The following is a 14,631-nucleotide window of genomic DNA, read 5'->3' as shown; positions in this document are numbered from 1 at the left end:
CGGCGCGCGATCCGTGGCCGGTCGGCTCTAGTGCATGTACAGGCCGCCGTCGACGTTCAGCGTCTGGCCGGTGACGAACCCGGCGTCCTCGCTGATCAGGTACGCGATCGCCGCGGCGATGTCCCGCGGCGTACCGATGCGCGGCAGCACGCCGTCCGCTGCCATCTCGGTCTTGCGCTCCTCGGTCAGGGTGCCGCCCATGATGTCGGTGTCGATCGGGCCGGGAGCGATCGCGTTGACGGTGACGCCGCGCGGGCCGAGCTCGCGGGCCAGGCCACGGGTCAGGCCGATCACGCCGGCCTTCGCCACCGTGTACGGGGTCTTGCTGAAGGTGCCGCCACCGCGCTGGGCCGAGACCGACGACAGGTTCACGATGCGGCCGTAGCCGTGCTGCACCATCGACTCCGCTGCCCGCAGGCTGGCGAAGTGCACGCCGTCGAGGTTGATCGACAGCACGCGGTGCCACTCCCCCTCGGGCAGGTCGAGGTAGGCGTGCGCGGACGAGACGCCGGCCAGGTTGACGAGGGCGACGACGGGATCGAGTTCGGCCTCGATCGTGTCGAACGCTGCCCGGACCGCGGTCTCGTCGGCGACGTTCGCGCCGACGCCGACCGCACGGACGCCGTGCCGCTCGCGGATCTCGGTGGCGACATGTTCGCTGGCCGTCTGGTCGAGGTCGATGATGCCGATGTCCCAGCCGGCCTCGGCCAGGTGGTGGGCGGTGGCACGACCGATGCCCCGCGGTGATGCCGCTCCGGTCAGGACGGCGGTGCGGGGCTGGTTCTGCGTGTTCGTGTTCGTGTTCATGCTCGTCCCCCTCAGTGGATCGGCGCCGGGCCGAGGTCGTCGAGCAGCTTCTGCATCGCGACGTAGGCCTTGTTGCGGTAGGCGACGAGCTCCGGCGTGCGGTCGGCCGGCACCTCGAGGTACCCGGCGCCGGACTTCGTGCCGAGCTCGCCCGCGTCGACGTGCTGCTGCAGCGACGGCGGGGTGGCGAAGCGCTCGGGCCAGCGGGTCTGCAGCGACTCGAAGCAGAACGCGTAGACGTCGAGACCGGCCATGTCGGCGATCGCGAACGGGCCGAAGAACGGCAGGCGGAACCCGAACGTGGTCCGCACGATGGTGTCGATGTCGTCGGGGGTGGCGATGCCCTCGTCGGCGATCTTCGTGGCCTCCTCGAACAGCGCGTACTGCAGGCGGTTCAGCACGAACCCGGTCGAGTCCTTCACCCGCGCCGACTGCTTGCCGGTCGCGGCGACGACGGTCTCGCCGACCGCGATCGCGTGCTCGTTCGTGGTCGGGTGCGGGATGAGCTCGACGCCGGGGATGAACGGCGCCGGGTTCGAGAAGTGCACGCCGAGGAACCGCTCCGGGCCGACGACCGCCTCGGCCAGCGACTCGATCAGGATCGTCGAGGTGTTCGAGCCGATGATCGCGTCGGGGCGGGCGGCTTCGCTGATGCGGCGGAGGGTCGCGTGCTTGATCTCGATCTTCTCGGGGACGGCCTCCTCGATGAAGTCGGCCTCCGCGACTGCTTCCTCGATGGAGGCGGCTGCGCTGAGGTGGGCGTCGACGCGTGCCACGGCGTCCGCGGGGAACAGGCCGTCCGCGACGAACTGCTCGGTCTCTGCGATGAGCCGGGCTCGGTTGGAAGCGGCGATCTCGGCCGAGACGTCGGCGATCCGGACGGTGTGGCCAGCGAGGGCGAGGACCTGGGCGATCCCGCCGCCCATGTAGCCGGATCCGACGACGGCGATGTCGAGGGTGCTCATCGGGTTGCTCCTTCGGTGCTGGTTGCTGCAGTCGGGGTCGCCGTCGCCGTCGCCGTCGCCGTCGCCGTCGCGTCGAGCTTCGTCGTCGCGAGGACGGATCGGATGTACTGCTGGTTCGTGGCGCAGACGCCGAGGCTGTCCCCGCCGTACTGCTCGGTCATGACGATCCCGCGGAACCCGTCGGCGACAGCGTCGCGCAGGACCTGGCGGTAGTTGATGAGGCCCGTCTCCATGGTGCTCGGCGCGCTCGTCGCCCAGCTGCCGTCGCCGGCCTCGTCACGCGTGTAGTTCTTCACGTGCAGGTAGTTCGTGTGCGGCATGGTCTTCGCGAAGAGCTCCCGCCAGTCCTCGATCGGCCGGTGGAGGCGGATGAGGTTCGCGACGTCCGCGTTCAAGCCGACGTTGTCGAGCCCGATGTCCTCGACCAGGCGCACGGCGCTGTCGGCGGTGCCGAGGTAGGTGTCCTCGTACAGCTCGAGGGCCATCGGCAGTCCGACGCTCGCAGCGTGCTCACCGAGCTCCCGCAGGCGCTTGACCGCCGCGTTCCAGACCTCGGGGTCGTCCGGGTCCTTCGGGCCCTGCGCTGTCCAGAACCACAGCGCGCGCTTCTGGGCCTCGGTGAACGGCTGGTGCAGGCCCGTCGAGAACACCTGCATGCCCCACTCGGCCGCCGCGTCGATGGTGCGGTGGGCGTAGGCGAGGTTGTCCTCCTCGTGCCCGGGCTGGATGACGCTCTTGCGCTGCAGGTGCACCGAGGGGATCCCGATGCCGTGCACCTTCGCGACGGCGAACAGCTCGTCGCGGCGGGAGCGCTCGAGGTCCGCGGGGCGGATGTGGCTGTCGGCGAGTTCAGCGAGCGAGAACCCTGCGGCTGCGATCTGTGCGAACACGTCGTCCCAGACCTCAGCCGGGGCATCGTGGAACGCAGTGCCGTCGCGCGTGACCTGGGCGAAGCCGTGCAGACAGGCGGCGATCGGCCAGGTGTCCGACGTCCAGGTGGTGGGGTCCCAATCCTGGTCGACCCAGTCCTGCGGTGTGCTCACGGAATGCTCCTTCGCATGTCGGGGTTCGGCGGTGAACCTCTTTCCTATAGGAAAGATACTCGCACCTCGACAGAGCGCAACCCCTGCGGGATCAGCTCGTGTGCGAAGCGTCCTCGCGCGACCGGAGCCGGACGGCGTCGATGTGGTGCCGCATCGCCGCGACCGCTTCAGCCGGCCCGACCGCGAGGGCATCGACCACCGCTCGGTGCTCGTGCACGGCGCGGTCGGTGTCGTCCCCGCCGCCCTCGACGATCTGCCGCATACGGTGCACCCGCGTCGTGATGATCTCGGACATCTCCTCGAGGAACGGGTTCCGCGTGGCATCGAAGATCAGCTGGTGGAACTGCCAGTCGCTCCGGAAGAAGCGGGCCATGAGTTCCTCCGACGCCTCAGCCGCACCGACCGCCGCGACCTCGTCGGCCACCGCAGTCTGCTCGTCGAGCGCAATGCCGAGCCGCTCCCGCAGGGCGTCGACGTCACCGCGCGCAGCGAGCTCGACGGCGCCGCTCTCCACGATGAGTCGGGCGTCGAACAGGGCCTCGAGTTGGTCGCCGGCCAGGGGTGGGGAGACCCGGTACCCCTTGTTCGCTTCACGGGTGACGAGGCCGGTGCGTTCGAGCTGCACGAGGGCTTCGCGCACCGGCGTCGGGGAGACGCCGAGGGTTCGGGCGAGCCCATCGATCGACAGCCGCATGCCGGGTTCGACGTCGTGGCCCATCAGGACCTCGAGCACCCGGTCGTAGACGCGGTCACGCAGGCCGAGCTGCGAGATGCGTTCGGTCCCGAAGCCGGGCATGGTCGTGGACATGGGTCGATCCTAGAGAATCCACGAATCCGACAGCTCGACCCTGATCAGTTGACGGCAGAATCGGCGAGCATCCCCGTCAGGTCGTCCTCCGAGGGCAGTGCCGCACGAAGCGTCGATGGAAGGAGGTCGTACCGAGCGACGCCGACCGGGGCTCCGTGCCCGCTGAGGGCGTACCGCACGACCGGGTCGTTCTTGTCAGCCACGAGCAGGAGCCCAACGGTGCCCGAGTGCTGTTGGCGCCGGAGCCGGTCGTCTACCAGGGACACGTAGAACGACAGCTGGCCGAGGTGTTCGGGTTTGAACTTGCCGCTCTTGAGTTCGACGACGACGTACCGGAGCTGGTCGACGTGGAAGAAGAGAAGATCGACGAAGAAGTCGTCACCGTGAACCTCGAAGTGGACTTGCCGCCCGACGAACGAAAACCCAGTGCCGAGCTCCCGGAGCGTGTCGATGATGCGGTCGACGAGCCGCTCCTCCAGCTGTCGCTCCGTTGCACCTGCGTCGAGCGCCAAGAAGTCGAGCACGTACGGATCGCGCGTGATCTGCTGCGCCAGATCGGAGTCAGCCTCGTCGAGGACACGGTCGAAGTTGGTCAGTGCTGAGGTGAATCGCTCGTGGGCGTTCGTCGCGACGTGGTGCTCGAGGACGTTCCGGGACCAACCGTGCTCGAGCGCTTGCGCCGCGTACCGGTCACGGCGCTCTCGGCCGTCGAGGCGACCGAGCAACACGGTGATGTGACCCCACGGAAGTTGTGCAACAGGCTGTTGCACAACTTCCGGACCAGGCCACGCTGCCGCGAAACTGCGCATGTAGAACACGTTCCGCCGTGAGAAGCCCTTCATCTCAGGAAAGGCGGTCCGGAGATCACGCGCCAACTGGTCCACGAGCCCACTCCCCCACCCTGCGGTTTGCTGGCGGTCGAGAATCATTGCGCCGATCTGCCAGTAGAGGCGGACCAGCTCTGTGTTGACACGGCGCTGCGCCGTGAACCTGGCGGATTGGACGCGCTTCTTCAGCGCATCGAGCGTTGCCGCGTAATTCTCGGGCAGGGCAGGTTGGGTCATCGCGAACGACCGTAGCCAGTGCGCGCGGTCAGCGGGCCCGTCCAGCTGATCCTGTGGACAGATCGACGACGCCGTCGCGTCCGCTCAGTACAGCACCGCGATCCCCCGCAGATCGCCGAGCCCGAGCGTCCGCTGCGCTGTGTCGCACACCGTGGACGACGGCTTCATCACGAGCCCCGACTTCTGCGCCGTGTGCCCGAGCCCGTACGAGTGCCCCCACTCGTGCGTCGCGATGCCGCGCAGGTCGAACCGGTTGCCCGAGCAGGTGCTGGTCGATGCCCACCGGTGGCTCGTCGAGTACCGCTGGTCGGTCTCGAATGCGACCCCGCCCGTGAAGGACCAGATGCACGTCAGCGCCAGGGTCTTCGACGGCAGCTTGCCCCACCCGACGACGCTCGTCCGGTTCGAGGTCCCGCAGCCACCATCGGCGGTGACCGCAGGCTTCTGCGTCGCGGTGCCGAGGTACTCCTGGGCCGCCGTCGACTGGACTTTCTCACCGCACGCCGTGATCGTGCCGGTCCAGGCCTCAGCACCGCGCTGGATCGCTGCGACGTTCGACACCTTCGACCCCGTCGGGTTGTACCGCCACTGGACGGTGGACTCCCAGTGCGCGCCGGTCAGCACGTACGCCTTGCTCCCGCAGCTCGCGGACGTCGTGGCGCCGCTGTGCGAGACGGTGCCACGGATCGTCGCTCCGAGCGCTCGGCGCTGCTGGGCTGCGCGTTCTTGCCGGACGGCGGTGGGCGATCCGGCCCACACCTCGTCGACCTGCACGGCGATGCCCGCGGCACCACGGTTCGCGATCACCACGTCACCGGGGTCGGTGTCCCCTTCGGCGACCGGGGCAGCGGTGAGCGTGACGCCGGCTGCGGGTACCGCGAAGGTCCGGCCGTCCTCGAGCGCGACCACGCCGGAGCTGACGCGACACCCGGACGCCAGGTCGTGGATCGAGATGCTGCTCCCCTGGCAGCTTGGCGCTCCCGCGATTCCCGGTGCGGCGACGACCGCCGTCAGGGCGAGCCCGAGTGCGACCGCGGCTGCGGCCTTCGACGACGTGCGCACAGCGCCTCCTTGATCACGCCGCACCCGCACCCCGGTGGCGGACGGCTGCATCAGTGTCCGAGGGTGCGGAAGGGTCGACAAGCCCCCAGAACGGCCGCGGTGCGCAGAGCGGACCGGGTAACGTGCCGCCATGCACTGGGGCGACACCGGACTCGACGACCACCAGATCGCGTTCGTGCTCCACACGCTCCCCGATGCCGTCCTCGTGGCGGACGACTCGTGGGGCCTGCTCGACACGAGGGTCCTGCACGTCGTCGACGGCGACGTCGGCTACACCGTGAAGGCCTCGGGCCAGGACAACACCCACTTTCCCCGCGAACTCGACGCGCACCGGACCGTGACCGACGACCTGTGCGCCGCCGGGGACACCGGTGCCCTCGTGGCCGCGGACGAACAGCACCGGGTCCTGATCCTCGAGCGCGTCCCCGGTTACCTCGCCCTCGGGACCCCGGACGAGCACGCCCCTGACGTCCACCGGCAGGCCGGCGCAGTCCTCCGGCGTCTGCACGACCACGGCACCCGGCACGACCCGACGTTCCTGCTGCACGAACAGGCGAAGGCCTTCCGTGCCCTCGATACCCCGCACCGGATCTCGTCCGACGTCGTCGCCCGGACCCGCGCGGCACTCGAGATGCTCCCCACCGACCACCCGGACGAGCCCCTGGTCCCGACCCACGGCGACTTCCACCCGCGCAACTGGATCGTCGACGACGAAGGCGACGGCCACGGCCACGGCCACGGCAGGCTCCGCGTCATCGACTTCGGCCGCTTCGGCTGGCGCCCGGCCTCCTTCGACCTCACCCGCCTCGCGGTGCTGCACTGGCAGGACGATCCGGCCTTCGAAGCGGCGTTCTTCGACGGCTACGGCGACGATCCGCGCGAGTCGGACGCCTGGCGCTGGCTGCAACTCCGCGAGGCCGTCGGCACCGCGACCTGGGCCTACGCCGTCGGCGACGAGGGCTTCGAGGCGCAGGGCCACGACATGCTCCGGCGCGCCCTCACCGCCTTCTGACGGTCAGGAACGAGCCCAGCTCACGGCACCCGCACGAACCGCGGCGCCCCGCGATCCCGCAGCCGGAACCCGAGGTGCTGGTACAACCCGATCGCCCCGGTGTTCCCGGCGGCCGCGTGCATGAGCGGCGTCTCCCCACGCTCGCGGATCCCGTGCGCGACGGCGAGCACCAGCCGCCGCCCGAACCCCTGGCCTCGGTACTCCGCATCGGTGCACACGGCGCTGATCTCGGTCCACCCCGGCGGGTGCAACCGCTCCCCCGCCATGGCGACGAGCCGTCCGTCCCGCCGGATGCCCAGGTACGTGCCGAGCTCGATGGTGCGCGGCAGGAACGGCCCCGGCTTCGTCCGCTCCACCAGGGCGGTCATCTCCGGCACGTCGTCGGGTGTCAGCACGACGGCTTCGTCGTCGGGCGCCCCCTCGATCGCCTCGCCGGTGAGCTGCACGCCGCCGGCACCCTCGACGAGCTCCCACCCCGACGGCAGGACGGCAGCCGCACCGACGCCGAGCATCCCGCCCGATCCGAGCAGTGCCCGGACGTCCTCCCAGTCCTGCGCAGTGGGTTGCTCGGGGATCCCTGTCCACACCGACACGTCGGTCTGGTAACGGACCACGTCGCCGCGCCGCTCGGCGAACCGTGCGTGGTGGCTGTTCAGCGCGGCCATGGCGGGTGCGTCGAGCACGCGCGTCGGGGTGCCGTCGTCGGCGATCGTCAGGTCGAGGGTCCGGAGTGCTTCGCCGCGGGCATCACCACCGCGGAACCCGAGGTCCTCGATCCGCCGACGATCGCCGTCCGCCCACCCGGCGGTGTCCGCGACGACACCGGAGGCGTAGTGGTTCGTGGCGCGTTGGACGACCTGCTCGACGTCCGCTGCCGAGGCCACGAGGACCTCTCCCGGTCGGGGCAGCGCGGTCGAGGTCGGCGCAGTCGTCGTCATCCCACCATTCTCTGCCCGCGGCGAGCGCCGCCACCGCATCGTTGCACCCCGTGACGGCACAGTGCGAGGTTGTTCACCTGGTGCGAGGAAACAACCTCGCACCGAGTGTGAAACCTCGCACCAGCGAGCACCCCCACCAGACCGAGCGCCCCGCCTCACCCCAGCCGCGACGCCACGAACTCCACCATCCGCCGCACCAGCAGCGCCCGCGACGACGCCCGTCGGTACTCGTGCCCCTCACCCGCGAGCTCCAGGTACTCGACGTCGTGCGCCCGCTCCCGCAGCGCCGCGACCACCTGGTGCGCCTCGCCGATGGGGACGTTCGTGTCGAGCTCACCGTGCACGACGAGCAAGGGCGCCGTGACGTCGTCGATCGCCCGCATCGGCGACAGGGCCGCGAGCAGCGCTTCGTCGTCGACGGGGTGCCCGTACTTCGTCGCAGCGGCAGAGGCGATCCACGGTTCGGTGTCCCGGTAGAACGTCGCGAAGTCGCTCATCCCGCACACGGCGACACCTGCCGCGAACACGTCGGGCGTGAACGCCAACGACGCGAGGGTCGCGTACCCGCCGTAGGAGCGGCCCTCGACGGCCACCCGGGAGCGGTCGGCGTACCCGTTCGACACCAGGAACCGTGCGCAGTCCACGACGTCGGCGAGCGCGTTCCAACGCAGGGCCAGGTCGTCGGCGTGCACGAACTCGTGTCCGTACCCGGACGATCCGCGGATGTTCGGGGCGAGGACGGTCACGCCCGCTGCGGCGAGCGCCTGGTGCTGGGGCGAGAACGTGGGTCGTTCCTGCGACTCCGGTCCGCCGTGCAGGTGGACGAGCGCTGCGCGCGGGCCGGGAGGCACGGCAGCAGCAGCACGAGCGCCGACGGCTGACGACGTGGCCGGCTCCACCGCCCGGTACAGCCAGCCGGTCAGCTCCAGTCCGTCACGCGCGGCGAACCGCTCGAGCGTCGGCTCGACCAGCTGCACATCGGGCAGCGTGGGGACGTCGGTGACCCGGCTCCAGGTGAGCGCGTTCGTGTCGAGCCGCCAGAGTTCCCGCGGTCGCGTGGGTCCCTCGACGGCGAGCAGGACGCTCCGGCCGTCGCGGCTCAGGACCGGGTCGGTGACGACGTACCCGGGCAGGTCCGGCACCGGGGTGCGCGAGGCGTCGTGCGTGTTGATGAGGTCGAGTTCGCTGCGCCCGTCGACGTTCCAGACGAGCAGCAGCGTGCGGCCGGCGTCGTCGGCGTCGAGGTACTCGAGTTCGGCGTCGGCGCGCTCGATGATCCGTCGGGGTGTGCCACGCCAGCCGTGTGGTCCGACCGGCTGGGCGACGAGTCCGCGGCGGGGCAGTCCGGCCTCGGTGGCGACGTAGGCGACGAGGGGGCTGGTCTCGCTCGCGGGCGAGGGCCGCAGGAACGCGATCTCCGCGGACCCGTCGGGGTCGTCGGCGAACAGGGCGTGGCTCTCGTCGGTCAGCCGGTCGACGACGACCACGAACTCCTGGCCGCGCTGCCCGTCACTGAGCACGACGAGGCGTTCCTCCACCGACAGGTCGAGGATGTGGATGAGTTCGCCGACGGCCAGGTCGTCGCGGTCGCCGGAGACCGGGTCGACCAGGTACGAGCGGGCCGGCTGGTCGGCCTCGGTCGAGGGCAGCGTGATGACGACCCGGTGCCCGCTGCGGCTCCACGGGCCGAGTTCGGCGTGCTGGTAGCGCGAACCGGCGATCTGCGCGGCGTCGGTGCCGTCCGGCCGGACCACCCAGACCTGCTGCTTCACGCCACCGTCGGTCGCGATCGCCACGGCGAGCCACTCCCCGTCGGACGACCACGACACCCGGATCACGGGGTCGTCGGACAGCGCGATCCGGACCGGTTCCGGCAGTTCGCCGTCGACGACGACGTCCTGCACGAACACCTCGGGGGTGCCGTGCCGGTCGCTCACGAACGCCACGCGCCGGGCGTTCCGGGTCATGGTGGGGCCCCACGACCCCCAGGCGGCGGCGAGCCGCTCACCCAGGTCGGCCGCGGCCCTGGTCGTGACCGAGGGACGGACGTCGACCGACGACGCGACGCTCGCCGAGCCTCCAGTCCGGATCGAACCCACGTTCACCGCACCCCCTGCTGCTGCAACCACATCTCGATCAGGCCGAGCTGCCAGAGCGCGTTGGCGCCGATCTCGGTCCGCGTGCTGTTCGGGTCCTGGAGCATCCGCTCGACCGTACCCGGGTCGAACAGGCCGCGCTCACGTGCTTCCGGCGCGTGCAGTGCCGCGCGCACCCGCTCCAGGTACGGGCCCTCGAGCTGCCGGATCGCGGGCACCGGGAACGACCCCTTGCTGCGGTCGATGACGCTGTCGGGGACGATGCCGCGCGACGCCCGCTTCATCACGCCCTTGCCGCCGTCCGACAGCTTGAGCGCGGGCGGGATCGCGCCGGCCAGCTCGACGAACTCGTGGTCCAGGAACGGCACGCGGGCCTCGAGGCCCCACGCCATCGTCATGTTGTCGACGCGCTTGACCGGGTCGTCGACGAGCATCGTCATCGTGTCGCTGCGGAGCGCAGCATCCACGCTCGTCTCCGCGCCCGGAACCGCGAACGCAGCGTCCACGAACGCCGACGGGGTGTCGTCGTCGCTCTTCCAGCGCTCCCCGAGCAGCCCCTGCAGCGCCGGCCACCTGCGGTCCATGAACACGGAGCGGTAGGCCTCGGCCGCCTGGTCGCGGGGGACGTCGGCGAGCGGCGGGTACCAGTCGTAGCCGGCGAGCACCTCGTCGGCACCCTGGCCGGACTGCACGACCTTGACGTGCTGCGAGACCTCCTGCGACAGCAGGTAGAACGCGACGCAGTCGTGGCTGACCATCGGCTCGCTCATGGCGGCGACCGCACCGTCGATGCCGTCGAGCAGGCGCGTCGACGGGATGTGGATGCGGTGGTGGTCGGTGCCGAAGTGCTTCGCGACCTGGTCCGAGTACTCGAACTCGTCGCCGGACTCACCGCCAGCGGCCTCGAAGCCGATGCTGAACGTGGCGAGGTCCTGCTGCCCGGCCTCGGCGAGCAGTCCGACGACCAGGGAGGAGTCGATGCCGCCGGACAGCAGCACGCCGACGGGGACGTCGGCCACCATGCGGCGCTCGACCGCGGTGCGGAGCGACCCGATGAACGCCTGCTCCCAGTCCTGGTCGGTCCAGTCGGCCCTGGCGGGGTCGCGCTCGAACCGCGGCTCCCAGTAGACGGTGTCGCGGGACGTGCCGTCGCGCTCGATCACCCGGACGGTGGCCGGCGGGAGCTTGCCGACACCGGACAGGATCGTGCGGGGTGCCGGCACGATCGAGTGGAAGCTCATGTAGGACGCGAAGGCGACGGGGTCGATGGACGTGTCGATGCCGCCACCGGCCAGCACCGCAGGCAGGGAGCTTGCGAACCGCAGCCCGCCTGGTACCTGTGCCACGTACAACGGCTTGATGCCGAGCCGGTCCCGCGCGAGGACGAGTCGGCCGCTGGCGTGCTCCCAGATCGCGATGGCGAACATGCCGATCAGGTGCTCGACGAAGGCCGTGCCCCACTCGGCGTAGGCGACGGCGATGACCTCGGTGTCCGACGTCGAGAAGAACTCGTGCCCCCTGCCGCGCAGCTCGTCACGCAGCTGCTCGTAGTTGTAGACCATGCCGTTGTAGGCGATCGTCAGTCCGGCCCGGGGCAGCACCATCGGCTGCGCACCGGCGTTGGACAGGTCGACGATCGACAGCCGTCGGTGCCCGAGCGCGACCGGTCCGCGTGCCCACAACCCGTCACCGTCGGGGCCGCGGTGCACCATGCACCCGGTCATCCGCGCCACTGCTCCGACGTCCGGGGCCGTGCCGTCGAACCGGATCTCGCCCGCGAGTCCACACATCAGCGCTCTCCCTCGGCCGCCGCCTTCGCGGCGGATCCCACGATCCACGTGTCCTTGGCCCCGCCGCCGCGCGACGAGTTGACGACCATGCTGCCCTCGGGTGCGACCCGGGTCAGGGCGACGTCGGCGAGGTGCGCGTCGTCCGCGCCGGTGCCGGTCAGGTAGACGAACGCGCGCAGGTCGACGTGCCGTGGGTCGAGGCCCGCCGGTCCGATGGTCGGGTGCGACGACAGCTGCACGACTTCCTGCCCGACCCAACCGGCCGGGTCCGCGGCGATCTCGCGCCGTCGCTCGGCCACCTCGGGAGCGCTCGCGCTCGGCCCGATCAGGACCCCGCGTCCGCCTTCACCGTCGACCGGCTTCGTCACGAGTTCGCCGACCCGGTCGAGGACCGACAGGCGTTCGCCCTCGATGCTCGTGCGGTACGTCGGCACCGACTCGAGCAGCGGCTTCTCGTCCAGGTAGTACCAGATCAGGTCCGGCACGTTGACGTACATCGCCTTGTCGTCGACCAGGGCGTTGCCCGGAGCGTTCGCCAGGTGGACGTGTCCGGCCTCGGCGACGTCGAGGACGCGGGCGCCCAGCTCCGGCGCGTGGTCCGCGGTCAGTGCGCGCACATCGCGGTCGATCCGCAGGTACAGCCCGTCGAGCACGTCGCCGGTCGTCGCGTCGACCACGCGTCCGTCACGGACGTCCAGGTCGGATCCGGCCAGGAGGCGCAGCCCGGCTCCGTCGGCCAGCCTGCGGTGCTCGAACCACGCGCCGGCGGCGGGGCCGTCGCTGACGAGTGCGAGCACCGGGTCCGGGTTGCCGGTCACCGCGATCGCGTTCGCGCGGAGGGTCTCGCGCAGCCGGTCGGTCACGCCGTGCGGGTCCCGCAACAGCGCCGGACGGGGCGCGTCGGGCACGACGGCGTCCATGAGCTCGCGGAGGGCGATGCCGTACGCCACACCCGAGGGTGAGCGCACGTTGTCCTCGAGCACCCGCCAACCGCCGAACTCGTTCCGCACCAGGTCGAAGCCGAGCACGGGTGCCCGCACCGCGTGACCGGGCAGGCGCGATGCGTCGGGGTCCCAGCCGTTCGCCCCGACGAACTGGTGCTCGTCCATGACCCCGTCGGCCACGATCCGCCGCTCGCCGTACACGTCGCGCAGGAACAGCTCGATCGCCCGTGCGCGCTGCCCGAGGCCGCGCTCCAGCTGCGACCACTCGTACGCGCTGATCGTCCGCGGCACCAGGTCGCACCCGAACGCCTGCACGCCGCCGTCCACGACGAAGCCGACCTCGTGCTCGCGGGCCCAGGCGTCGCGTGCGGCGCAGTGCTCGTTCGTCGTGTCGGCGTCCCAGGCGGTGAAGTACGTCGCCAGGTCGCGGAACGCCGGACGGGGGCGGGCACCGGGGCCGACCGCTTCGTCGCCGGCGCGCACGCGGTACCCGGGGACCGCGACCGCCGGGTCCTCGTCACGTCCGGACGGCGTGCCGGCGGTGTCCTCGACCACCAGGGCGACGACGTCGTCGAGCTCCCCGCGCTCGGCGTACGCGGTGCGCTGCCGATCGGTGGAGTTGCCGCGGGCCAGGGTCGCCTCGAGCAGGTCCGTGACGGTGCCCCAGTCGCCGAGCTCCTCGAGTTCCGGACGCAGGCGGGACACGAGTTGCCGGACGGCGACCTCGGCGGGCAGGCGGTCCGGGTGCTGCCCGAGGCCGAGCAGTTCGCCGCTCAGCCCCGTGCGCGCCGCCTGCCACATCGCCGCACGGTGCAGGGGTTCGCTGCGTGGGTGCCACTCGGCGCCGGACTCGACGGCGATCTCGGCCTTCCGCACCGCGGCCCGGAACAGTCCGGCGATGAGCACCGCGTCGTCGACGATCGGGGTGGCGTCGCAGACCCGGAGTTCGAGCGTCGGAGCGTGCGACGACGGCCGCACGTCGAAGTACGCCATCTTCTTGTCGGCGATCACCCCCGACGCGATCAGGTCGTCGAGCACCTTGTCGTACTCCGCTGCGTTCGACACCCGCCCGAAGCTGCCGGCCGACGGCCACCGCTGCCAGATGATGCTGCGGAACGACGAGTACCCGGTGTCCTGCCCGTTCCAGAACGGACTGGACGCGCTCAGGGCCAGCAGCACCGGCAGCACCGGCGCGACCCGTTGGGCGATCTGCACCGCCAGGTCGCGGTCGCTCACACCGACGTGCACCTGCAGGCCGCAGATGAGCTGCTCGTCGACGAGCATCCGGTACTGCTCCTGCATCCGGCCGTAGCGCCCGCCGCTGGTCAGTTCGAAGTCGGCGTACTCGGACCGCGGCGCGGTGCCCACCGACGCGATGGTCACCCCGGCCGGTGCGATCGCGGCGCTGAGCTCCCGGCGCAGGTCGACGATCACCCGCCGCAGGTCGTCGAGGGTGCGCACCACGGGGGTGTTCGTCTCGATGGTCGTGCGCTGCAGTTCCGCGCCGAAGCGGTCGGCGGGCAGCTTGGGCAGAAGGCGCGGGGCCTTCGCGGAAAGTCGGCCGGACTCGAGGTCGATGAGGTGCAGCTCTTCCTCGGCGCCGAGCGTCAGCTCTGCACTCATGGCTGGAACCTACGCGCGGCCGCTGTGGCGTGCGCCGCGGCACACCGCCCGACTCGCGTCCGTAACACGCCCGTTCACCGGACGTCACGAGCGCTGCGCCTCCCCGCCGCACCGTGCGCACGTCGTCACCCCGTGCGAGGTTGCACGCTCCGTGCCCGGTTACAAGCGCGCACCACGCGCGCAACCTCGCACCAGCTCACGCACCTCGCACCGTGCGACCCGCGCGGATCGCGCACCGGTCCGCGAAAGCCGCACCGTGCTGTGGACGCACCACACGCTCGGACGGGAGGCACGGCGCCAGCCCGCCTCGCGCCTCCCGTCCGCACCGTGCGCACGTCGCCACCCCGTGCGAGGTTCCACGCACCGTGCCCGGTTACAAGCGCGCACCAAGCGGTCAACCCCGCACCAGCCCGCGAAAGCCGCGCCGTGCTGTGGACACACACCACCCGCCGGACGGGAGGCACGGCGCCAGCCCGCCT

Annotated in this window: 11 protein-coding genes; 1 reads left to right on the top strand and 10 read right to left on the bottom strand. The window is 71.1% G+C overall.

The features are described 5' to 3' along the window. Nucleotides 1-27 precede the first annotated feature (27 nt). From EDF33_RS03010 to EDF33_RS02985, 6 genes are all read right to left on the bottom strand, one after another. Nucleotides 28-807, bottom strand: coding sequence for an SDR family NAD(P)-dependent oxidoreductase (locus EDF33_RS03010; RefSeq protein WP_123292891.1), 780 nt, complete (start codon nt 805-807; stop codon nt 28-30). A gap of 11 nt (nt 808-818) precedes the next feature. Further along, nucleotides 819-1,772 carry a 3-hydroxyacyl-CoA dehydrogenase family protein gene (locus tag EDF33_RS03005; protein WP_131878002.1) on the bottom strand — a complete coding sequence of 318 codons (954 nt, stop codon included), beginning with the start codon at nt 1,770-1,772 and terminating at the stop codon, nt 819-821. Beyond that, the gene (locus EDF33_RS03000) at nt 1,769-2,815 is read right to left on the bottom strand and encodes a TIM barrel protein (RefSeq protein WP_132099261.1); all 1,047 of its coding nucleotides are present in this window, start codon (nt 2,813-2,815) and stop codon (nt 1,769-1,771) included. Before EDF33_RS03000 ends, EDF33_RS03005 begins: the two co-directional genes overlap by 4 nt. Nucleotides 2,816-2,906: 91 nt before the next feature. Further along, on the bottom strand, nt 2,907-3,623 hold the full coding sequence (locus EDF33_RS02995; RefSeq protein ID WP_131877998.1) for a GntR family transcriptional regulator: 717 nt from the start codon (nt 3,621-3,623) through the stop codon (nt 2,907-2,909). Nucleotides 3,624-3,667: 44 nt separating this feature from the next. Then, nucleotides 3,668-4,687 carry a PDDEXK nuclease domain-containing protein gene (locus EDF33_RS02990; RefSeq protein WP_132099260.1) on the bottom strand — a complete coding sequence of 340 codons (1,020 nt, stop codon included), beginning with the start codon at nt 4,685-4,687 and terminating at the stop codon, nt 3,668-3,670. Between the two features lie 84 nt (nt 4,688-4,771). Continuing rightward, nucleotides 4,772-5,749 carry a matrixin family metalloprotease gene (locus EDF33_RS02985; protein WP_165918698.1) on the bottom strand — a complete coding sequence of 326 codons (978 nt, stop codon included), beginning with the start codon at nt 5,747-5,749 and terminating at the stop codon, nt 4,772-4,774. 130 nt (nt 5,750-5,879) lie between these two features. Between EDF33_RS02985 and EDF33_RS02980 the strand changes: the two genes are divergently transcribed. Then, on the top strand, nt 5,880-6,761 hold the full coding sequence (locus EDF33_RS02980; RefSeq protein WP_132099259.1) for an aminoglycoside phosphotransferase family protein: 882 nt from the start codon (nt 5,880-5,882) through the stop codon (nt 6,759-6,761). A 20-nt stretch (nt 6,762-6,781) separates the two neighbouring features. On the opposite strand, the gene EDF33_RS02975 is transcribed toward EDF33_RS02980, so the two are convergent. The 4 genes from EDF33_RS02975 to EDF33_RS02960 form a co-directional block, all read right to left on the bottom strand. Next, nucleotides 6,782-7,699, bottom strand: coding sequence for a GNAT family N-acetyltransferase (locus EDF33_RS02975; protein WP_207906618.1), 918 nt, complete (start codon nt 7,697-7,699; stop codon nt 6,782-6,784). A gap of 155 nt (nt 7,700-7,854) precedes the next feature. Beyond that, nucleotides 7,855-9,804 carry a prolyl oligopeptidase family serine peptidase gene (locus tag EDF33_RS02970; protein WP_131877990.1) on the bottom strand — a complete coding sequence of 650 codons (1,950 nt, stop codon included), beginning with the start codon at nt 9,802-9,804 and terminating at the stop codon, nt 7,855-7,857. Then, nucleotides 9,801-11,585, bottom strand: a complete 1,785-nt coding sequence (locus EDF33_RS02965; RefSeq protein ID WP_132099258.1) for an N-acetylglutaminylglutamine amidotransferase — start codon at nt 11,583-11,585, stop codon at nt 9,801-9,803. Before EDF33_RS02965 ends, EDF33_RS02970 begins: the two co-directional genes overlap by 4 nt. Further along, nucleotides 11,585-14,152 carry a carboxylate--amine ligase/circularly permuted type 2 ATP-grasp protein gene (locus tag EDF33_RS02960; protein ID WP_132099257.1) on the bottom strand — a complete coding sequence of 856 codons (2,568 nt, stop codon included), beginning with the start codon at nt 14,150-14,152 and terminating at the stop codon, nt 11,585-11,587. The genes EDF33_RS02965 and EDF33_RS02960 overlap by 1 nt, the downstream gene beginning before the upstream one ends. Nucleotides 14,153-14,631: the final 479 nt, after the last annotated feature.

Origin of the sequence: Curtobacterium sp. PhB146, assembly GCF_004342995.1 — a bacterium.
GTDB lineage: Bacteria > Actinomycetota > Actinomycetes > Actinomycetales > Microbacteriaceae > Curtobacterium.
Note: the sequence above shows the minus strand (reverse complement) of the source record. Positions and strands in the feature narration are given on the sequence as shown.